Source organism: Sphingobium sp. DC-2, from assembly GCF_000722555.1.
GTDB lineage: Bacteria > Pseudomonadota > Alphaproteobacteria > Sphingomonadales > Sphingomonadaceae > Sphingobium > Sphingobium quisquiliarum.
Map to the genome: position 1 here is coordinate 110,504 of NZ_JNAC01000051.1, position 21,961 is coordinate 132,464.

General features: G+C 65.7%; 17 protein-coding genes. 10 read left to right on the forward strand and 7 right to left on the reverse strand.

The genetic code is table 11. From position 1 onward, the window contains the following. Positions 1–8: 8 nt before the first annotated feature. The 4 genes from ET21_RS0111320 (at position 9) to ET21_RS0111335 (ending at position 8,295) form a co-directional block, all read left to right on the forward strand. A complete protein-coding gene (locus ET21_RS0111320; protein WP_030539773.1) occupies positions 9–3,338 on the forward strand; it encodes a glycosyl hydrolase in 3,330 nt (1,109 codons plus the stop codon). 145 nt (positions 3,339–3,483) lie between these two features. Beyond that, a complete protein-coding gene (locus ET21_RS0111325) occupies positions 3,484–4,317 on the forward strand; it encodes a nucleoside hydrolase (protein WP_051768125.1) in 834 nt (277 codons plus the stop codon). Between the two features lie 62 nt (positions 4,318–4,379). Beyond that, entirely contained in the window at positions 4,380–5,732 is a 1,353-nt protein-coding gene (locus tag ET21_RS0111330; RefSeq protein WP_030539775.1) for an FAD/NAD(P)-binding protein, read from the forward strand. Between the two features lie 199 nt (positions 5,733–5,931). Then, the gene (locus ET21_RS0111335; protein ID WP_030539776.1) at positions 5,932–8,295 is read left to right on the forward strand and encodes a TonB-dependent receptor; all 2,364 of its coding nucleotides are present in this window, start codon (positions 5,932–5,934) and stop codon (positions 8,293–8,295) included. A 138-nt stretch (positions 8,296–8,433) separates the two neighbouring features. Here the strand turns inward: ET21_RS0111335 and ET21_RS0111340 are convergent, their stop codons facing one another. Genes ET21_RS0111340 through ET21_RS0111370 form a run of 7 tightly spaced genes read right to left on the reverse strand, consistent with a single transcriptional unit; the run spans position 8,434 to position 14,733 of the window. Continuing rightward, on the reverse strand, positions 8,434–9,591 hold the full coding sequence (locus ET21_RS0111340; protein WP_030539777.1) for an LLM class flavin-dependent oxidoreductase: 1,158 nt from the start codon (positions 9,589–9,591) through the stop codon (positions 8,434–8,436). Between the two features lie 11 nt (positions 9,592–9,602). Beyond that, positions 9,603–10,559, reverse strand: a complete 957-nt coding sequence (locus ET21_RS0111345) for an LLM class flavin-dependent oxidoreductase (protein WP_051768126.1) — start codon at positions 10,557–10,559, stop codon at positions 9,603–9,605. Then, entirely contained in the window at positions 10,556–11,164 is a 609-nt protein-coding gene (locus tag ET21_RS0111350) for a nitroreductase family protein (RefSeq protein ID WP_030539779.1), read from the reverse strand. The genes ET21_RS0111345 and ET21_RS0111350 overlap by 4 nt, the downstream gene beginning before the upstream one ends. Beyond that, entirely contained in the window at positions 11,164–12,018 is an 855-nt protein-coding gene (locus ET21_RS0111355) for an ABC transporter ATP-binding protein (protein WP_021239443.1), read from the reverse strand. The genes ET21_RS0111350 and ET21_RS0111355 overlap by 1 nt, the downstream gene beginning before the upstream one ends. Positions 12,019–12,032: 14 nt before the next feature. Then, positions 12,033–12,803 carry an ABC transporter permease gene (locus ET21_RS0111360; protein WP_030539780.1) on the reverse strand — a complete coding sequence of 257 codons (771 nt, stop codon included), beginning with the start codon at positions 12,801–12,803 and terminating at the stop codon, positions 12,033–12,035. Then, positions 12,800–13,591: an ABC transporter permease gene (locus ET21_RS0111365; RefSeq protein ID WP_081796255.1), complete on the reverse strand. Its 792-nt coding sequence runs from the start codon at positions 13,589–13,591 to the stop codon at positions 12,800–12,802. The genes ET21_RS0111360 and ET21_RS0111365 overlap by 4 nt, the downstream gene beginning before the upstream one ends. Then, positions 13,591–14,733, reverse strand: a complete 1,143-nt coding sequence (locus ET21_RS0111370) for an ABC transporter substrate-binding protein (protein WP_223308121.1) — start codon at positions 14,731–14,733, stop codon at positions 13,591–13,593. The genes ET21_RS0111365 and ET21_RS0111370 overlap by 1 nt, the downstream gene beginning before the upstream one ends. 260 nt (positions 14,734–14,993) lie before the next feature. Here ET21_RS0111370 and ET21_RS0111375 point away from each other — a divergent pair, with 260 nt between their 5' ends. From ET21_RS0111375 to ET21_RS0111400, 6 genes are all read left to right on the forward strand, one after another. Beyond that, positions 14,994–16,037 (forward strand): ABC transporter substrate-binding protein, encoded by a 1,044-nt coding sequence (locus ET21_RS0111375; RefSeq protein WP_030539783.1) that lies wholly within the window; start codon positions 14,994–14,996, stop codon positions 16,035–16,037. Between the two features lie 98 nt (positions 16,038–16,135). After that, entirely contained in the window at positions 16,136–17,242 is a 1,107-nt protein-coding gene (locus tag ET21_RS0111380; protein WP_081856692.1) for a sigma-54-dependent Fis family transcriptional regulator, read from the forward strand. Between the two features lie 209 nt (positions 17,243–17,451). Next, complete coding sequence (locus ET21_RS0111385; protein WP_037470818.1) at positions 17,452–18,567, forward strand: ABC transporter substrate-binding protein; 1,116 nt, start codon at positions 17,452–17,454, stop codon at positions 18,565–18,567. A gap of 11 nt (positions 18,568–18,578) precedes the next feature. Further along, positions 18,579–19,322 carry a class II aldolase/adducin family protein gene (locus ET21_RS0111390; RefSeq protein ID WP_030539786.1) on the forward strand — a complete coding sequence of 248 codons (744 nt, stop codon included), beginning with the start codon at positions 18,579–18,581 and terminating at the stop codon, positions 19,320–19,322. Between the two features lie 153 nt (positions 19,323–19,475). Next, positions 19,476–20,834 carry an LLM class flavin-dependent oxidoreductase gene (locus ET21_RS0111395; protein WP_037470752.1) on the forward strand — a complete coding sequence of 453 codons (1,359 nt, stop codon included), beginning with the start codon at positions 19,476–19,478 and terminating at the stop codon, positions 20,832–20,834. Between the two features lie 56 nt (positions 20,835–20,890). Further along, positions 20,891–21,949 (forward strand): ABC transporter substrate-binding protein, encoded by a 1,059-nt coding sequence (locus ET21_RS0111400; protein WP_030539788.1) that lies wholly within the window; start codon positions 20,891–20,893, stop codon positions 21,947–21,949. Positions 21,950–21,961 lie beyond the last annotated feature (12 nt).

Here is a 21,961-nt window from a genome sequence, read left to right on the forward strand (position 1 = left end):
CCAGTCCCATGATCCGCCGCCCCTTCCGCCTCGCACTGCTGCTCGCCTGCACCGCCTTTGCAACGCCGCTGCTCGCCGACGATCTGGCGGACGGCTTCCAAAATCCGCCGCAAAGCGCCCGCCCGCGCGTCTGGTGGCACTGGATGAACGGCAATATCACCAGGGAAGGGATCGACAAGGATCTCGACTGGATGGCCCGCATGGGGATTGGCGGCGTCCAGAATTTCGACGCCAGCCTGATGACGCCGCAGATCGTGCCCCGGCGCCTGTCCTACATGACGCCGGAATGGAAGGACGCCTTCGCCCACGCGGTCCGCACGGCAGACGCCAAGGGACTGGAATTCGCCATCGCCTCCTCGCCCGGCTGGAGCGAGACGGGCGGTCCCTGGGTAAAGCCCGAAGATGCGATGAAGAAGCTCGTCTGGGCGCAAGCCGATGTGAAAGGCGGCCGCCGCTTTACCGGCCCCCTGCCGGTGCCGCCGGGCGTCGCCGGGCCTTTCCAGAACGCGCCCCTCACTGAAGCGCTGCCCGGCGCGGGGGAGGGCGCAAAGGCCCTTCCGCCATTCTACCGCGACGCGCGCATCCTCGCCTATCCCGTAAAGCCTGCCGCCCTCCCTGTCCCTCAGGCGCGCCTGCCCGATGGCAGCACGGTCGACGCGGCCGCCCTCTCCGACGCCGATCTCACCAGCGAAGTGACGGTGCCAACGGGCAGCGCGGCCCAGCCCGGCGCGCTGATCCTGGACTATGGAAAGCCCGTCACCGTCCGCGCCGCCACCATCTTCATCCCCAATGCCAAGCCGCCCTTCCGCGATCCCGCTTACCGACCCGTTCTGGAGGCGGAGCAGGGCGGCGGCTGGCGCACCCTCGGCAGCTTCGCGCTGTCCGAAGCGGCGAGCACCATCTCCTTCCCGGCAGCCACCGCCCGCCGTTTCCGCGTCGTGCTGCGCCCCAATGACGCGCCGCCCGCGCCGGGCCTTGGCGATGGCGCGCCGGGCGCGCTGGTCGCGGACTTCTTCGGCTCTGCCACCAAGGCGGCGCTGCCGATCGGTGAGCTTCGCCTGTCCGCCGAACCCCGCCTTGACGGTTTCGAGGCGAAGGCGGGCTTCACCGTCCTGCGCGACTACAGCACTTTGCCGGTGCCCGCCGCCTCCGCCAAGGGCGCGATCGATCCGGCGAAGGTGATCGACATCACGAAGCACCTTCGCCCCGGCGGCACGCTCGACTGGACCGCGCCAGCGGGCAGCGACTGGCGCATCCTGCGGCTTGGCTATTCGCTGACCGGAAAGGTCAATCACCCCGCCACCGCCGAAGCGACGGGCCTCGAAGTCGACAAATATGATCCCGCCGCCGTCCGCCGCTACATCGAAACCTATCTCTCCATGTATCGCGACGCGGCCGGGCCCGACTGGATCGGCGCAAGGGGCATCCGTGCCCTGCTGACCGACAGCATAGAGGTTGGCCCGTCCAACTGGACCCCCCGCATGGTGGAGGAGTTCGCCGCCCGGCGCGGCTACGACCCGCTGCCCTATTTTCCCGCGCTCACGGGCGCGGTCGTCGGCTCGCCCGCCCGCAGCGAAGCCTTCCTCTACGATTTCCGCCGCACCCTCGCCGATCTGCTGGCGGACGCCCATTATGGCACCATTGCCAAGGTCGCCCATGAAAATGGCCTGAAAGTCTATGGCGAAGCGCTGGAGGATGGCCGCCCCGTGCTGGGCGACGACCTTGCCATGCGCCGCCACGCAGATGTGCCGATGGCGGCGCTCTGGACGTGGAACCGCGATGGCAAGCCGCGCCCGACCCTGCTCGGCGACATGAAGGGCGCGGCCTCCGTCGCCCATATCTACGGCCAGAATATCGTCGCGGCGGAATCGATGACATCGGCCTTCTCTCCCTGGGCCTTCGCGCCTTCGGACTTGAAGCGCATCATCGACCTGGAGTTCGCGTCCGGCATCAACCGCCCGATCGTCCACACCTCCGTCCACCAGCCCGCCGATGACAAGCTGCCCGGCCTGTCGCTCATGATCTTCGGCCAATATTTCAACCGGCATGAAAGCTGGGCGGAAATGGCCAGGCCCTGGGTCGATTACATGGCCCGCACCGCCTATCTGCTCCAGCAAGGCCGCGACCATGCCGACATCGCCTGGTTTCCCGGAGAAGACGCGCCGATCACCGCGCTTTTCTTTAATGGCGCGCCCGCTGGCCTGCCCAGGGGCTATGCCTATGACTTCGTCAACGCCGACATCCTCTCCAACGTCCTGAAGGTCGAGGATGGCCAACTCGTCGCCCCCGGCGGCGCCCGCTACCGCGCCCTCTATCTCGGCGGGTCCAGCCGCGTCATGACGCTGCCCACCCTCCGCCGCATCGCCGCGCTGGCGGACGCGGGCGTCCCGGTCATCGGCGAAGCGCCCCAGCGCGATCCGGCGTTCAAGGATGATCCGGCCGCCTTCGCCGCGCTGGCCGATCGCCTCTGGAAAGGCACCACCACGGCCAGGCCGCGCATCATCCCCGGCGCGGACCCGGACGCGGCCATGGCCCGCATCGGCATCGGTCCCGATTTCCGCATCACCGGAGGGGCAACCGACAGCGACTATCGCTTCGTCCATCGCAGGCTGCCCGATGGCGACCTCTATTTCGTCAACAACCGCCTCAACCGCGCGGAAAAGGTCGAGGCCCGTTTCCGCATCACCGGCCGCCAGCCCGAAATCTGGCGCGCCATGGATGGCAGCGCCGCGCCCGTCTCCTACCGCACCGAAGGACAGGAAACGGTGATCCCGATCGACGTGGGGGCGGAGGACGCCTTCTTCATCCTCTTCCGCAAGCCAGCCACCGCACCATCGGCGGCCATTCCCGCCCCCGCCCCGCGCCGGATCGCCACGCTGGACCGGGCCTGGCAGGTGCGCTTTCAGCCTGGCCGCGGCGCGCCCGCATCGCTCATGCGCCACCTCTCTCCGCTGAGCGAGGCGGCAGAGAACGGCGTCCGCTACTTTTCCGGCATCGCGACCTACAGCAGCCGTTTCACCTTGCCCAAAGCCGCAAAGCGCGGCCAGCCCCTGTGGCTCGACCTTGGCAAGGTCGGCGACCTCGCCGAAGTCCGCGTGAACGGCCAGCTAGCGGGCACCACATGGTTCGCGCCCTACCGGCTGGACATCGGCCGTTTCGTCACCTCCGGCAGCAATCAACTGGAAGTGAAGGTCGCCAACCTCTGGGTCAACCGCCTTATCGGCGACAAGCAGCCGGGCGCTGAAAAGATCACCTTCACCGCCGCTCCCACCTACAAACCCGATGCGCCCCTGCGTCCCAGCGGCCTCATCGGCCCGGTGACGCTATGGGCTGACTGAATGATCATGAACCGCAGACATTTCATGGGTTCGGCCGCCGCCTTCATGGCGGGCGCGGGTCATCATAGATAATGACTTTGCGGGAGACCCCGATGGCCTGTTTCAACTGGCCCATCACCTCCTATCCCCGTCCGTCCGCATCCCCATGATCATCAGTTCGCACCTGCCGCCCCGGTTCGGCGGCCCCGCGTCCGCCGCGGAGGGGATGGCGAAGGCGAAGGAACTGCTCGCCGTCATGAAGGCCACTGGCGCAGCGAAGCTGTTAGCGGGGTCTGAATCATCCATTCCCTCGCGCAGGTCGTGGAAACCAGGCCCGGCAACGGCCGCCATCGTCCATGAAGCGATGCGCGCGGGCAGGGACGATCCGCTCGTCTATGCCGCTGGCGCCGGGCTCACCGAACTGGCGCTGGCCTGGCTCGCCGAACCGCGAATTGGCCGCCGCCTGAAACTTGTGTGGATTGGCGGGGGCGAACATGCCGGAACCGGCTATCCCCCTCCCGGACCCGATGAGGCGGAGTTCAACGTCTCGATCGATCCCATCGCAGCCCAGATCATCTTCAACGAATCCGACATCGACATCTGGCAAGTGCCCCGCGACGCCTACCGGCAGATACTGTTCACATCGGCGGAGATGCAGGACCTCGCCACTTCAGGCCCGCTCGGCCGCTTCCTGCAAGGGCAACTGGACGGCATGGCGTCCAAGCTGGCGAAGATTCCCGGATTTTCCGCCATGCCCGCCACGGAAGTCCATATCTTGGGCGACAGCCCCCTCGTGACGCTGACCGCGCTGCTGACGCCGGTCCAGCCCGATCCGTCCTCCAGCCGCTACATCCTCAAGCCCACGCCGCATCTTCTGGCGGATGGACGCTATCGGGAAAACCCCAACGGCCGCCCGATGCGCGTCTACACATCGATCGACGCAAGTCTCACCATCCGCGACATGGTGAGCAAGTTCAGGGCGCGCCGCAAAATCCCGTGATGGTGATGTCCTTCCCAAACAACATTTGACCTGACGGCGCGATCTGGGCGAAGCCCTGCGCCATGCTGAAGGTCGATCACGCAGTCATCATCGGAGGAGGGTTCAGCGGAACCCTGCTCGGCATCAACCTGCTGCGCTATGGATCGCTCAAGGTCACGATCATCGAGCGGCAGGCGGACCGGCTGGGGCGCGGCCTTGCCTATGGAGCGGCGCAGGAGGGGCATATCCTCAATGTCCGCGCCGCCAATATGAGCGCACTGCCTGATCAACCGCGCCATTTCGTGGATTGGCTGGAACGCGAAGGACTGGGCCGTGAAAGCAGCTTCGCCACCCGCCGTGACTATGGCGCCTATCTCTGCGCCTTGCTGGAAGAGGTGAGCGGCGCGGCGCAAGGCAGATTGACGACATTGACCGGCGATGCCGTCGACCTGCTTCGGACCGGCGAAGGGGTCCGCGTCCTGCTACGCTCCGGCGAGCATGTGAATGCCGCCATCGCCGCGCTGGCGCCGGGCAATCTGCCGCCGCATGACCTGCCCGCCTTCACCGGCCTGCACAGCGCCGCCTATGTCAATGATCCCTGGGTTGCGGGCATTGCGGAGGGGCTGCGTCCGAATGACGAACTGCTGCTGCTGGGCAGCGGACTGACGGCGGTCGATTGCGCGCTCAGCCTTGACAGCGCCGGGTTTCGCGGCCGGATCATCGCGCTGTCGCGGCGGGGATTGTCGCCCCACGACCACCGGCCGCCCGCGCCCCATGATGCGCGCCGGGAACGGCCGAAAGGCAGCCTGTCCCAACTGGTCAAGACTGTCAGAACCCGCAGCGCGGACATCGGCTGGCGCAATGCCGTCGATGAATTGCGGCCCTTCATTCAGGATATGTGGCGCGCGGCAAGTCCCCAGGAACGAAGCCGCTTCCTGCGCCATCTGCGCCCTTATTGGGACGTGCACCGGCACCGCGTCGCGCCGCAGGTGGCGGAACGGCTCGCCCGGCTGCAAGCGGAGGGCCGCCTCCAGATCCGCGCCGGAAAGGTGGTGAAGGTCACGCCCGAAGCTGCGGCGCTGCATGTCCGGTTGCGCGGACGCGGCCAGTCGGCGGCGGAAACGATCCACGCCGCGAAGGTCATCAACTGCACCGGCCCGCTCGGCGACCTGCGCCGCACCGACGACCCGCTGTTGCGGCGTCTCGCCGGACGGGGCGACATCCGTCCCGATCCGCTGGCCATCGGCATCGATGTCGATCGCCAGTGCCGCGCGATCAGCAGGGACGGCGCGGCGCAGCAGCGACTGTTCGTCGTCGGCCCCATGACCCGGGGCGCGCATTGGGAAATCGTCGCCGTCCCCGATATCCGGCGGCAGGTCTGGGCCCTCGCCCGTGAGATCACCGGCGCCCACTGGGTCGCGGCGGAAGGTCTGTAGGCCCCCCACCCCGCCATCCACCTGCTGCTGACGGAGCAGCAACGATCATCAGCGCTGTGCAATTTCAAACAGCCGCCTGGCAGGACCGCATAGAACCCGCCGTGAAATCAGCCATTTAGCAAAATGGCACAGCCTTTGCGACGGCTCCCCCGTCCGATCCGCACAACGCGGACAAGTTTCAACATCAGGGGGAACCTCCTTGTCCAGAAAGACCCATTCGTCGCGAACGCGCCCTATCCTTGGGGCCAGCATCCTTGCCCTGTTCGCGGCTGGCCATGCGCCCGCCGCGCTCGCCAGCGAAGCCGCCGCTGCGGCGGACAGCGCCATCCCCGCCGATGCGGCTGATACTGCCGAAGCGGATTCCGGCTCCGGGATCGTCGTCACCGCGCAGCGCCGCGAGGAACGGTTGCAGGATGTACCCGTCGCCATCACCGCTTTCGACAAGGACCTGTTCACCGTGGGCGGCCTTGGCCGGTCGGCGAACGAAGTGCTGAACTATGTGCCCAACGCGTCGGCGGGCACGCAGCAGCATGGCCGCCCGCGCTGGTGGATTCGCGGCGTCGGCGCGGGCCAGCAGCAGCTCGACCTTGCCAGTCCGGTCGGCTTCTACCTGGACGATGTCTATATCAGCAACTCCAGCGCCACCGGCCTGCCGCTGTTCGACCTGGAGCGGGTGGAAGTCCTTCGCGGTCCCCAAGGGACGCTGTGGGGCAAGAACACGACCGGCGGCGCGATCAACGTCATTTCCAAGCGTCCCTCGCTGAACGGCCAGGACGACAGCTATGTGAAGCTGGAATATGGCAGTTACGACAACAAGATCGCTGAAGGCGGCATCGGCACGACAATCGTCGATGACAAGCTGGCGGCGCGCCTGTCCTTCCGCTTCGACGATCGCGGCGGCCGCTTCGACAATCTCTACACTGGCGGCAAGTCCAACGAGATCAAAGACAATGTGATCCGTGGCCAGCTGCTCGCGAAACCCACGGATAATCTTCAGGCGCTGCTGAGCGTCCATTATCGCGATTATGACACGGATGGCACTTACTGGACGACCGCCAGCTACGCCGCCAGCGGCGTGGTGCGCAACGGCTATGTGCCGTCGACCGATATCAACGACGTCAGCATCAACGCGCCAGAATATAGCCGCAACAAGCAGTTCGGCGGCTCGCTGCATGTCGATCTGGATCTGGGGGGCGCTGCGCTGACGTGGATCGCGGGCTATGAGCGGTTCAAGACGCGCGGCGCAGGCGATGGCGACTATACGCCGCTGGAAATCTCGCGCAGCTATTCGGCGGCGCGGACCAGCCAGTGGACGCAGGAACTGCGCCTCGCCTCCAACGGCAACGACCGGCTGAGCTGGATCATCGGCGCATTTTACTTCAACGAGAAGATCCGCTCCAACGCCTTCTCCGCGACCCTGCCGCAGACGGCGGTGCCAGCGCTGGCGATCACGCCCACGGCGCCCACGCCAGCCTTCAGCGAAACGGCCTACCGGCACAAGGCCGAAAGCGGTGCGGTGTTCGGCAGCACCACCTTCCGCTTCACCGACGCGATCAAGCTGACGCTGGGCGGCCGCTGGACGCGGGAGACGAAGACGCTGGATTTCGACAGGCGGGCGTCTGCTGGAGCTTCGTGGAGCAATTATGCCCAGTGGTGGAATAGTTACACTGGCGCTATCGGCGGTCCGGGCACTTTCGGCAATGATCTGAAACGCACCTGGGACGCCTTCACCTATGATGTGACACCATCGTGGAACATCGATTCCAACAACCTCATCTATGCGAAATTCTCCCACGGCGTGAAGTCGGGCGGCTTCAATACCGCCGCGACCTTGCCCGTCGCGCTAACGGCCGTACGGCCCGAAAAGCTCGACGCCTATGAGATCGGCTATAAATCGACATGGCTCGACGGGTTGCTGACGTTCAACGCAACGGCGTTCCATTATGATTACAAGGACGTGCAGGTGAATGTCGTCGGCCCCAATCCGGGCGCCGTGGGCGGAGCGACCGTGTCCTACCTCCAGAATGCGGAAAAGGCCAAGGTCGATGGCGCCGAGTTCGAACTGACGCTGGCCCCCGCTCAGGGACTGAAGTTCAACGCGGCGCTTGGCTTGCTGGACACCGAATATCAGAAGTTTCAGGTGCTGAACGGCGGCGCGAACCTGGCAGGCGCGCAGTTCGTCCGCTCGCCCAAGGTGACGCTCAATGCCGGTGGCTCCTATCGTTTCGCGCTGGCCGATCTTGGTACGATCGAACTGGCGGCCGATGCCCGCTACCAGTCGCGGCAATATTATTTCGTGACGCCGCAAGATGCGGACAATCGCTATTATCTGACGCAGAAGCCCTATACGCTGACCAACCTGCGCGTCACCTATACGACGCCCAGTGAGAATTTGAGCATCACCGGCTTCATCAACAATCTGTTCGATGTGCGCTACCTCAACCACTCGCTGCCGGGCGCCAACTTCGCGCAGCCGTCGAACCCGGCCTTTGGCCAGACAGGCGACACCGTCGCCTGGGCCGATCCCCAGACGCTGGGCGTGGCCGCGCTTTTCCGCTTCTGACGTGGAAGGGGCCGGGCGATCCCCGGCCCCTCCGCAAAAAGAATAGGCGCCGGGAGTCCTCCCGGCGCCTATTTAATTTATATTTCAATATGTTGCGTGATAACTTGCAAGAATAATCGGTTCGATCAATTTAATAGTTCACTCAGCAGCAACGGGCAATGCAGAAGCCTGACGGCCTAGCAGCGGCAGCACCTCTTCGCCGACGCGATAGGCTTCCTCCAGATGCGGCGTGCCAGCCAGGATGAAGGCATCCGTCCCGCGCGCGATCAGGTCATCCAGCCGCGCCGCGCATTGCTCATAGCTGCCCACGATGCCCAGCGCAGGCCCGCCGCGCAGCAGGCTGAAGCCGCCCCACAAATTGGGCGCGACGATCAGGTCGTCATAACGGCGCGCGTCGGCAGGGCGGAGCGCGGCCTGACGCGCCGCGCCCACGGAATCGCTCCCCTGCCCGCCCCAGCGCTGGCGCGCCTCCTCGCTGACATTGGAAAAGCCCTTTTCGATATCGGCCCAGGCTTCTTCCTCGGTGGCGCGGGCGACCAGGTCGACGCGGACCGCGCATTTCTGCTCGCCGCCCAAAGCCGCCGTGCGTTCCTTGACGCGCGCGAACTTCTCGCCCAGTTGCTCGAACGGCTCCAGCCAGGACAGATAATAATCCGCATGACGCGCAGCGGTCTGGAGCGCGGCGTCGGACGAGCCGGAGAACCAGATTTCGGGGAACTCCTCCCCCCGCAACGCTGGCGCGAGGCCGCCCGATCGCAACTGGTAGAAGGCTCCATCATAGGAGAAGTCCGAAGCGTTCCAGACGCCCTTGAAGATGTCCAGAAATTCGCTCGTCCGCCCATAGCGGTCGTCATGGGCGAAGCTGTCGCCCCACCAAAGCTGCGCCGGACCGCCCCCGCCCGTGATGATGTTGAACAACAGCCGCCCGCCCGTCGCGCGTTGAAGGCTGGCGGCCATGCGCGCGGTATGAACCGGATTGCCGAAGCCCGGCTGGAACGCGATCATGAAACGGAAGCTCTTGGTCTCGCGCGCGAGCAGGGAGGAGATCACCCAGGGATCGTCGGTGTTGGGAAAGGACGGGATCAGCCCGCCCTGAAAGCCCACAGCTTCCGCCGCCTGGGCGATGGCCGCCAGATGATCGATATAGGTGAAGCCATCAACCTCTCCGTCGCGGTCCCGGCCCGGCGCGATGTTGCCGGGCCGCAGCGGCGACCAGTCGCCCCGCTCATAACCGCTGGTCTGGATGCTGTTGTGGCAGCCATGGGTCGGCAGCCGCCAGTAAAAGTCGATGGACATGGATTGTCTCCTCAGGCGGCCTGCCGCGCTGCGCTGGTCAGCGCGCGCAGGCGAGGCAGAAGATGCTGGCCGATGCGGTAGGCTTCCTCCAGCGTGGGCGTAGCCTCCAGCACCAGTTCGGTGATTCCGATGGCCGCGAAACCGGCAAGGATTTCAGCGGCCTCGTCATAGCTGGCGACCAGCGTCCCCGGCGCAAGCGGGCGGTCCTGCGCGTCACGCTCCGCGGTCTGCCTGTCGTCCCGCACCAGCAGCGGCTGGATAAGACCAGCGGCGACGCTCCGGCCGTCCGCCAGTGCGTTGAGCCGGGCGATGTCCTTCGCCAGCGCCTCTGTGCTGGCGGGGGCGAAGAGATGCACATCCGCATGGCGGCCCGAAAGCGCCAGCGCCGCATCGCCGCTGCCCTGCAAATAGACGCGCGGGAAGGATGCGCGGTTGAGCGGCGCGTCAAAGCCGCCATTCTCAACCTCGAAATAGCTGCCCTTGAAGCTGAAGGGCCGTTCCCGATGCACGCCGCGCGCGACCGTCAGAAACTCGTCCAGCCTCTGCGCGAGATCGCCGTCGCTGACGAAGTCCGCCTGCGCCTCACGGCCCGCCGGGCCGGCATCGGGCGCGATGGCCCAGCCGAGGCGATCGTGGGCCGCGCGCTGGAAAGTCGTGGCCTGCTTGGCCGCATAGACGGCCGATCCCACCGAAGCGGGAAATTCCGGCACGACATGAATGTGCGGCACCGCGCGCGCGATGATGGCGGCGATGATGCGGCTTTCGTCGGCCTCGATCCGGTGACGCACGAACAGCCCGTCAAAGGCGGTCTGCGCTGCCGCTTGCGCCACTTGCAGAAAATAATCGAAGCGGTTCTGTGTGCTGACGCGGCGGTCACGCGCCAGCGCGGGCAGGCGTTGCCACGCGCCCGGTTCGGACCTTCGCGGTTCGGCGGCAGGATCGAGCCGCCAATGGATGGAGAGCGTCATGCCGCATCCCTTTCCTGCGGGAAGGCCGGGTTATCGAGCGTCCCGGCGAACACGCTTTCGCTGAGTGGACGGCGGCTGTTGGGCGCTTCTGCGCCGTGGAACTGCGGGTCCAGCCCTTCAAGATCGCCCCTGCGCCCCAGCGCGATGATCGCTTCGACCGCGAAATCCTCAGGGATGTTCAGCCGCTCGCGCGCGGCGTCCTTGTCGAAGCCGCCAATGCCATGCGTATGCCAGCCGAGCAGCAGCGCCTGATGCGCGAAATTGGCCCAGGCCGCGCCCGCGTCGAAACTGTGCGAGGGGTTCGGCGCGCGCTCGCCGCGATAATCCAGCTCCCTTGCCGACAGAATGATGATCAGCGCCGACGCCTTGGCCGCCCATAGCTGGTTGCGCGGCACCAGCAGGCTGACATAGGTTTCCCACAGTTCCTCTCCCGGCCGGGCGACCAGGAACCGCCACGGCTGCGCGTTCATTGCGGACGGCGCCCAGCGCGCAGCCTCGAAAGCGGTGTGGAGAACGGCGTCGGGCACCGCTTCGCCGGTGAAGCTGCGCGGCGACCAGCGGTTGGTGAAGAGGGGATCGATGGGGAAATCGGCTATACGGCTCATCAGCGGGCCTCTCTGCTGGGCAAATGGACAAGGTTGCCGGCGCTTTCTGCTGCATCCGCGCCGGATGTGAGTTCGGCCAGGATCTCATCCTTCAACCGGTGAAGCAACGGCGCGCGCCGGTCGCGCGGATGGGGAAGATCGACTTCCACTATCCGGCGGATGCGGCCGGGATTGGGCGACATCACGATCACGCGATCGCCCAGATACAGCGCTTCCTCCACATCATGCGTCACCATAACCATCGTCGATCGCTGCGCCATCCATATCCGCTGCAATTCATTCTGGACGTGAACACGGGTGAGCGCATCGAGCGCGCCCAGCGGCTCGTCCAGCAACAGCAGCTTGGGTTCCGTCACCAGCGCGCGGGCGATGGCGGCGCGCTGGGCCATGCCGCCGGAAAGCTGGTGGGGATAGGCTTTCTCGAACCCCTTGAGGTTTACCAGCGCAATGTGATCGGCGGCGATCTGCGCGCGGCGCGCCTTGGGCGTGCCGGTGTTGAGCAGGGCGAGTTCGACATTCTGCTCCAGCGTCATCCACGGGAACAGGCGATGATCCTGGAACACGATGCCCCGGTCCAGGCTGGTCGTGGCGATCCGCTCGCCATCCAGCCGCAGCTCGCCGCTATAATCGGTGTCGAGCCCGGCGATCAGCCGCAGCAAGGTCGATTTGCCGCAGCCCGACGCGCCGACGATGCTGACGAACTCGCCCGGACGGACATCCAGATTGATGTTGTCGAGTATCTTGCGCGGCGCGCCGCCGATATCGAAACTCTTGTGCAGGCCGCCAACCGTCAGCGCGCCCCGGCTGATGCTCGCGGGTGCGTGCTCGTTTCGGGCTTGGGGGTGAAGGCTCATGCCGTTACTCCGTGTCATGATTGCGCTGGTTGCCAGCGCAGCAGGGACTGGCGCAGGCTGCGGAACAGCTGGTTGATGATGAAGCCGAGGATGGCGGTGACGCTGATCACCACCAGCATGATGTCGAGCCGCTGCTGAACCTGCGCGGCCTGCATGGCGACGCCCAGGCCCGCACCCGCGCCCGTCAGCAATTCCGTGCCGATGGTGGAAATCCAGGCAAAGGCCAGCGCCTGGGTAAGGCCGGTCATCACCAGCGGCATGGCGGCGGGCAGCAGAATGAAGCGGATGCGCTGAAACGTCGAAAAGCGGTAGATGCCGCCGACTTCCAGATAGCGGCGCTCCACCTGCGCGACACCGGCATGGCTGTTGAGCATGGAGGGGAAGAAGGCGGACATGCTGACCACGATCAGTTCCGTCCCCTCGCCCACGCCGAACCACAGGCCGATGAGGGGCAGCCAGCCGATCATCGGCACCTGCCGCAGCGCATGCAGCAGCGGCCCCAGCAGCCGGTCGACCGGCTTCCATATACCCATGGCGATCCCGGCGGCCACGCCCAGCGGCGCGCCTATGGCAAGGCCGGTGAAGGCACGCTCAAGCGTCGCCAGCGTATCGCGCAGCAGTCCGCCGTTGCGCAACAGTTCCGCCAGCGCCGACGCCACTGCGGCGGGGGGCGCGAAGGCCGAAGGATGGGCGCTCCCCTGCCACTGCCACCAGAGGAAGAGGAACAGCGGCACGATCAGGCCGACGCCGAGGCGGACGGGCCAGCGGGTCAGTTGATGCTTCATGCCGCCCTCCAGCGCGTGGCGCGGCTTTCGACCCAGCGCGCGCCGCGATCGAGCAGGAAGCCGATCAGGCCGCTGACGACCACGCCCGCCAGCACCACATCGATCTGGAATAATTGCCGCCCCATCTCCATCATCTGGCCGATCCCGCTGTCCGCCGCGAGCAGTTCAGCCGCGACCAGCACGACCCAGGCGCGCGTCAGGGAAATGCGCAGGCCGGTCAGCACGGCGGGCACCGTCGCGGGCAGCAATATGCGGCGGACCAGTTGATGCAGGCGGAGCCGGTAGATTTTCGCCACGTCGAACCAGTTGCGCGGCACGCCCCGGATGCCGTCGAACGTCGCAAGCGCCATGGGGAAGAAAGCCGCGATCGCCACCACCGCGATCTTGAAAGGCTCGTCAATGCCAAGGAACATGACCATCAGCGGCACGAAGGCGATGACGGGCACTTGCCAAAGCGTCAGGAACAGGGGCGACAGAGCGGCATCCAGCAGGCGCGACAGCGCCAGCGCCGCGCCGAAGATCATGCCCGACACGGCGCCGATCGCGAAGCCCACCAGCAGCCGGTGCAGGCTGTCTCCCACATGCCGCTGCAACTCCCCGGACCCGGCCATATCGGCAAGCGCCTTGGCGACGCCGCTGGGGGGCACCAGCACCTGCTGCGGAAACAGTCCGGTCAGGCAGGCAAGCTGCCATGCGCCAAGGAGCAGGACCGGCGCGGCGAAAGCGCCAACAGGCAGGTTGCGCAGCCGCAGGACGGAAGCCCCGGAAGGAAAAAGCCGCCCCGCCATCAGTTCCGCGCTCCGCCTTCGCGCGCCCAGAACTGCTCCAGTTTCAGGTCCTTCAGCGCCTTGTCGACGAAGCGCTCGTCCAGCAGAGCGCCGGTATCGACCTTCTTGCGGATCAGGCCCCGCTCCAGCGCATAATCGGCGACCGACCGGTAATGCTCTCGCACCGCCGGCCCGAATATGGGCGAGAAACGCTCGCGCCAGGCAATGCCGGACTCGGCATAATCCTTCGCCACGATGTCCTCTGGCAAAGCGCCGCGCGCCGCCCGGCGGATCACTTCGGCCTTGTTCGCCTCATCCGACGCCCAGGCGGCGGCGCGAACGAAGGCTTCCACCACCAATTGAGTCAGATCGGGATGCGCATCGACGAAATCGGCCCGGCCGAACAGCTCCGCGCGCATCTTCCAGTCGGCGGGGGCCTGCTTGGTCGACCAGATCACCCGGCCGATACCCTTCTGCTCGACCAGCAGTCCGTCCGACAGCAGCACGGCCGCATCGACGCTGCCCGACTGCAATGCGGCCGGAGTGGCGGACGGGTTGATGTTGACGATCTTGAAGTCGCTCAGCTTAAGGCCGCTGCTGTCGACCAGCTTGGAAAAGGGCAACTCCCATGGCCGCCCGCGATGCAGCGCGATCCGCTTGCCCTTGAGGTCGGCGATGCTCCTGGCGGCAAGGCCCTTGCGCACGACGATGTAAACATCCTGGCCTTGCCCGACTGGCGCGACGATCTTCAGCGGCACGCCGCCAGCAACGGCGATCACGGCGGGGAAGTCGCCATAGGAAGCGAAGTCGATCCGCTTGCCGGAAAAGCCTTCGTTGATGAGCGGCCCGCCTACCGCCGTCGATACGGGAGTGAAGACCAGATCGACGCCCTTCTTGGCCAATTGCTCCTTCAGCCAGCCCTGTTCGATCACCACGCCGTTAACGCCATTATACACCTGCTTGCCCTGATAGGGATAAGCGATGGAGGCGATGGTGACCGTCTTGACCTCGCCGCCGCCAGCCGCTTCGCCCGATCCCCCGCACGCCGTCAGCAAAGCGCATCCGAGCAGCGCCATCGCGGCGGCAAGCCATGCGCGGGCTTGGGACAGGAAAGACACGCTGTTCTGATAGGCCACTATGAAAGGCTCCGTATTGCCGACCATGTTGAGCCTTTCCCTTGCATGTCGTGTGCCAACCCGGCTTTGCGCGGTCCTGCTGCGGTCCATGCGGCGCATGGGGCGTCACGCTGCTGATTTTGCCGCAGACGCGCGCGGCCGACTGCGCGAAATGAAGCGGCAGCGCTGCCCGGAACCGCGCCTCCGCGTCTGTTCTGCGGCTGGCATGAGCCTTGCGACGCAATTTGTCCTGATGTTGGATCCGGGATTGGCGCTATGCAGCGGCAGTCCCTAGATGGAGGAAGAGGATGGTGAACAGCGTCGCGGAGCGGGCCGCCCTGGACAGCGTCTGGGTGACGCGATGTCCGGTGCCCGCCGCGTCGGGCGTCGCTTGCGCCAAGGGCTGGATGGCGGAAGCCTTCGGCCAGCAGGGGATCGCGGTCAAGCGCGTCCATGAGCTGGGTTTGAACCTGGTCGCCAGCGATCCTGAAAACCAGGCGCGGCACCTGTTCCGCGAAGGCGGCAATATCCAGGCGCTGGCCGCCCGCGCATTGGGCGCGCCGACCCGCGTGATCGGGCTTACCTGGATCGACGAGCGGCAGGCGATCATGGTGCGCCCCGATGTCGGCGTCATGGACCCCGCTGGTCTGAAGGGATTGCGCTTCGCCCTGCCCGGCTATGGCCGGACCCATGGCGAAAGCATCGCGCGCGGCATGGCGCTCCAAGGCATCAAAAGCGCGCTGGCGCTGGGCGGGCTGACGCTGGAAGATGTCCAGTTGATCGAAGTCCCCGCACCGCCGGTGGAGCAGGCCAGCGTGGCGGGCATGCGCCGCCTGTGGCTGGGCCTTGAATGGCTGGCGGCGGGCCGCGTCGATGCGGTTTATGTGAAGGGCGCGGCGGGAGCGGAGGCGGCGCAGCGTCTGGGGCTCGAAACCGGGATCGATCTGGACGCCTATCCCAGCCGCCTCGCACGCGTGAACAACGGCACGCCGCGGCCGATCGTGGTGCACCAGCATATGATCGACCATCATCCCGGACTGGTCGAATGTTTCCTGGAACAAAGCCTGCGCGCGGCCGATTGGGCGGCGGGCAATCCGGGCGAACTCAAGGACATCATTGCCCAGGAAACGCTTTCCGGGCGGGATGGCGTGGAAGCCGCCTATCGCAACAATTTCCACCGCGCGCTGCATCCCGACCTGTCGGAGGAGCGTGTCGGCATGTTGAAGATTCAGGCGCAGTTCCTCTGGCTGCACGGCTTTCTGGAAGCGCCCGTGGACGTCGGCGCGTGGGTCTGCGCCGATCCCCTTCGCACCGTGCTGGAACGGAGATCGGCCCTTGCGGCATCCTTCTGACTGGCGCGTTGAAAGCTCAACTAGGCCCGCAAGATCATTTTCTACTAAAACAGAAGACAATTAGCTGCTATCCTCCGTGCGCCGGCAATGGAGGAAGCATGAACAACGGTTCGCACAGCCGCGCCGAAGACAGGGCGCAGGTCGGTCTGGTATCGGCAACCAATGGCGATGGCCGTCCCTTGCTGGCCTATGACAGCGACCGGCATCATGCCGTTGGCCCCCGCGCCCGCGCGCTGATATTCAACGATCCCCGTTCTCGCGCCCTGCTGCCGCTGATCGAGCGCACCGCGCCGAGCGATGCCAATGTGCTGATCATGGGGGAAACCGGCACGGGCAAGGAGCTGGTCGCCCGCTATGTGCACAGCCTCAGCAACCGGGCGCATACGCCCTTCGTCGCGGTCAATTGCGGCGCCTTCTCCGAATCCCTGATCGAAGGGGAACTGTTCGGTTATGAAAAGGGCGCCTTCACCGGCGCCAATGTCGCGCGGCCTGGCTGGTTCGAAGCCGCCAATGGCGGGACACTCTTTCTGGACGAGCTTGGCGACCTGTCGCTGCCCCTGCAAGTAAAGCTGCTTCGCGTGCTGCAAGAGCGGGAAGTCGTGCGCCTGGGATCGCGCAAGGCGGTGCCGCTCAACGTCCGCGTGATCGCCGCGACCAATGTGGAATTGCAGCAGGCGGTGAACGAAGGGCGCTTCCGTTCGGACCTGTTCTACCGCCTGCAAGTGGTCGCCATTCCGCTGCTGCCCTTGCGGGAACGGCGCGCGGACATCCTGCCGCTGGCCCGCCATTTCCTCGAAATCTACGGGACCCGCACGGGCGCGAACCGGCTGGAATTGAGCGCGGCGGCAGAGGAAGCGTTGTTCCAGCATGGCTGGCCCGGCAATATCCGCGAGCTGGAAAATGCGATCCATCGCGCCACGCTGATCTGCGAGGATGGCCGCATCCTGCCTGCCGATCTGGGATTGAGCGACCTTGGCGATCCGGGCGAACCGGCTGCTGACCCCGCTTCTCTGGAGGAAGCGGTCCGGCCCTTCATCGCCCGGCTGCTGAAGGGCGGCCATGACCAGTTGCTCGACCGGCTGGTGGCCTTCACGGTGACAGAAGCTTTCCGCCAATGCGGTGAAAATCAGATCAAGACGGCGGAGGCGCTTGGCATCACCCGCAATGTGGTGCGCACGCACTTGAAGAATCTGGATTTGATCTAGGCGTTAAATCCCCGATCCTCCCCATGCCGCAGGCGCAGGGAGGATTGATGACAGCGGCCCGCCCACGCTGAAAAACCAACAGCCCTGCTGCTCAATATGCCGCACTCCATTACGCGCCTCTCCCGCTAAACCCGCGCATATCCGCCATTTCCGCGATTGGCACGGCTCTTGCGATTTTCTCCCGGCAACCAAGTGGAGAGATGCGCGCCGTGCCGACTTCAGCCAACCCCGCCCCTGTAACAGCCAGCAAGCCGGATGAGATCTGGTTCACCCGCTGCCCCGTGCCCACCGCCACCGGCATCGCCTACAAGCTGGGCTGGCTGAGTGAAAGTTTCGAGGCTGACGGCATCGCGCTCAAGACCTTGCAGGAATCCGGGTCCGAACTTGGCCGCCACCATTATGACCACCGCCTGCCGACGCTGATACGCGAGGGCGGCAACATGCTGGCCATCGCCGCGCGGGCGCAGGGGGAACCAACCAGGCTGGTCGGCCTGACCTGGATCGAGGAAAGCCAGTTGATCCTCGCCCGGCCGGACTCCGGCATCCGTTCCGCCGCTGATCTCAAGGGCAAGCGGCTGGCGCTCCCCGGCTGGAGTCACAATGATATCCCCAGCCACGTGCGCGGCACCAGCATCGCGCGCGGCATGTCGCTGGCGGGATATAAGGGCGCGCTGGCATCGGCCGGACTGACCTTGGACGATGTGGACCTGATCGAAACGCCCGACCGGCTGCGCAACATCGGCGGCAGCGGGCGCGACCTGCAACCGCGCGGGCAGGGTCAGCGCAGCGCCGTCGGCCGCCTCTGGCCGATCGAGGCGCTGGTGGAGGGCAAGGTCGATGCCATCTATGTGAAGGGCGCCGCCGCACTGGATCAGGCGCGTGAAAATGGCCTTACCGTCGCGATCGACCTTGATGCCCTGCCGGACCGGCGTTTCCGCGTGAATAATGGCACTCCCCGCCCGATCACGGTCCACCAGAGCCTGATCGACGATCATTTCGATCTGCTGGTCCGCTTCCTTGCGGTCACGCTGCGCGCGGCGGATTGGGTGGCGGAACAGCCGGACCGGCTGCGCGACATCCTGGCCTATGAGACGGAAGGCAGCGCCGGGGCGGTCGACCAGGCCTATGCCCGCCTGCACGAAGGACTGCATCCCACGCTCGACGCGGAACGACTCTCCCTGTTCGAGCAGCAGAAGAAGTTCCTCTTCACCCACGGCTTCCTCGACGCGGATTTCGCCCTTTCCGGCTGGATCGACCCGCGCCCGCTGGAAGCCGCCCGCGCCCTCAATGAACAGCGTCCCCAACTGGCCGCACTCTCCGCCTGAAAGGAAAGATCATGTCTGACGTCAACGGACTTTCGAAAGATGCCATCGCCTTCGTGCTGGAAACGGAGAAGGACGCGCGCCGCGCCTTCCGCCTGCTGCGCGACAGCCGGACCATTTCCGCCAGCGGAACCCTGTTCTTCGCCGTCCGGGTGCCTGATGAAGAGAAGATCATCACGCTGAACTATGCCGGGCTGTGGGAAGACGACCCGGATCAGGCCGTCACCAGCGTCATCGGCTTCGACGGCACGCTATATTGGGGCAACGCTCCCGGCGGCGCGGCGCGCTACCTGAAAATCTTCAGGAAATATCCTGATTTCAAGGCGATCAGCCACGTCCACACGCCGCATCTGGGCGCTTATTCGCAGGCGCATTCGGAACTGCCGCTGCTCTACGTGCCCAACCGCCGCTTCCGCTTCACCGCGCAACTGCCCGTGTACATCAACCGCCGCCAGCCCGAACCCGACTTCATCCTCGATTCCATCGAGAAGGATCGCGAAGTGCCCGGCATTGTAGAGGCCAATGGCGGCGCGACGATCTGGAGCTGGAAGGGCCTGCGCGACCTCACCAACAATATCGTGCTGCTGGAGGAAGGCGCGCAGTTCCAGATATTGGGCCAGGCGCTGGGCGGCTCCAAGCCCTTCGGCCCCGGCGTGCTGGAACAGCAATGGAAGATGGGCAAGCTGGTGCCGCCCGATGCGCGCGTCGACGATGACGGCACGATCCACCTGCCGGAAACCGCGCAGGCTGCCGAGTAGGCAAAGGCGCCGGACCTGCTCTCATTCCGTTCGTCCTGAGCCTGTCGAAGCCGCTCCGCTCAGTAAAAAGGCTTCGACAGGCTCAGCCCGAACGAGGTCAGACAGTGCCATGCACAGCATAATGCCCAACGCCAGACAACACCGGAGCATCCCATGTCCCAGAAGAAGCGCCAGCTCGCGCTCGCCGTATTCCTCACGCGCCACGGCCATCATCCCGGCGCATGGCGTCAGCCGGGCACCGCAGACACCGGCAAGCCGGATTTCCGCTATTGGGCGAACCTCGTTCGCACCGCCGAGCGCGGCAAGCTGGACGCGGCCTTCTTCGCCGACTTCGTGGGCCAGAGCGGCGACAGCACCAGGGGGATCGAGCGGCGCCACGCCTTCCTCGATTTCGAACCGCTGACCGCGACCGCCGCGCTCGCCAGCATCACCAGCCATATCGGCCTGGTCGCGACGGTGAACACCAATTTCGAACAGCCCTACGCCCTCGCCCGCCGCTTCGCCTCGCTCGATCATATCAGCGGCGGGCGGATCGGCTGGAACATCGTGTCTTCGCTGGCGGACGGCGCGGCCAGGAGCTTCGGCATCAACCAGCCCGCCAGCCACGCCGAACGCTATGCCCGCGCCCATGATTTCGTGGAGCTGGCCAAGGTGCTGTGGAACAGCTGGGAAGACGACGCCTTTGAAGGCGCGGACAAGGAAAGCGGCGTCTACCTGAACGCCGATGCGGTGCATCCCGTCCATTATCGCGGGCCTTATTATCATATCGACAGCGTGCTGGACATGCCGCGCCCGGTTCAGGGCTATCCGGTCTTCGCGCAGGCGGGCAATTCGGAAGTCGGCCGCGATTTCGCCGCCCGCCATGCCGAGATGATCTATGCCGCCGCCCAGTTCATCGAGGATGCGCAGGCATTCTACAAGGATGTGAAAGCCCGCGTCGCTGGCTATGGCCGCGATCCCGATACGTTGAAGGTCATGCCTGGCCTTTCCTTCACCATCGGCTCCAGCCTTCAGGAGGCGCAGGACAAGTTCGGCGCGCTGGAGGAGAAGGTGGATTTTTCCGGCGACCTCAACCTCATGGGCCAGGATGTCAGCGCCTATCCGCTCGACGGGCCGCTGCCTGACCTGCCGGAGCCGGAAAACGGCAAGGGCCGCTGGCGGCAGCTCACCGCCTTGGCCCGGCGCGAGAATCTCACCATCCGCCAGCTTTTCCTGCGCTTCAATGCCGTGCGCGGGCATCGGGTGGTGCTGGGCACGCCCGGCGACATCGCCGACCAGATCCAGGACTGGTTCGAGCGTGATGCCGCCGATGGCTTCAACCTCATCCCGCCGCTGCTGCCGAGTTCGCTGGAGGATTTCGTGGACCTGGTGGTTCCCGAACTTCAACGGCGCGGCCTGTTCCGCACCGAATATGAAGGCGCGACCCTGCGCGAACATCTGAACCTGCCGCGCCCGGAAAATCCCAATGCACGAACAGCCCCGGCCGAGGCCATTCTGGAGTCTGCCGCTTAGCATCGCTGTGGCTCCCGCCTCCGCAGGAGCGCCTTGCACTGAAAAGGAGTGCCTTCATGTCCAACACCCTCGATACCCTCTGGTACACTCGCTGCCCCGTCCCGACCGGCCTTGGCATCGCCATTCAGCAAGGCTGGCTGGAAGAAGCCTTCCGCGCTCAGGGCACACGCCTTTCCTCGCTCCTCGAATCCAGCGATTTCGCCAAGCGGGAGTCGCATTTCTCCCACACCGTCCAGAACAGCGTCCGCCACGGCGGCAATATTCCTGCGATCAGCGCGCGGGCGCGGGGCCGCGACACGCGCGTCATCGGCCTGTCCTGGGCCGACGAAACGCAGTTGATCCTCGCCAGCCCGGAATCCGGCATCACCTCCGTCCGTGACCTGAAAGGACGGCGCTTCGGCCTGCCAAACTGGAAAAATGTGGAGATCGACTTCAGCCGCGCCCAGGCCATTCGCGGCCTTGAAAATGCGCTGCGGCTGGAGGGGCTGGAAGTATCCGATGTCGAACTGGTCGATCAGGATATCGAAACCCACTACAGCGATGGCCAGGCGCAGACCGTCGGCGGCACGCTCGCCTGGAACGGGCGCAGCACCAGCCGGGCGCGCGCCAATAATCTGGAGCTGATCGCCCTGCTGCGCGGCGAGGTGGACGCGATCTTCCTCAAGGGCGCGAGCGGCGCGCAGATCGCGCAGCAGTTCGGGCTGACGACCGTCATCGACACCGGCATCCATCCCGATCCGCTGGTGCGCGCCAATAATGGCACGCCGCGCACTCTGGCGGTGGACGGCCATCTGATCGACAATCGTTTCGATGCCGCCGTCACCATTGCCGAACAGGTGCTGCGCGCCGAACATTGGGCGCAATCCCACCCATCCGAAGTACGCCGCTATCTGGCCCGCGAAACCAACAGCAGCGAATATTGGGTGAGCATCGCCTATGGTGAGGATGCCCATACGAAGCTGAAGACCGGCCTCGCCGAACAGTCGATCGTGGCGCTCCAGGACTTCACCGACTTCCTGCACCGGTGGAACTTCATCCCGCAAAGCTTCGACGTGCGCGAATGGATCGACACGCGCCCGCTGGAAGCCGCGCAACCGCTCGCGCTGGCCAGCTGACGCAGCCCGTGG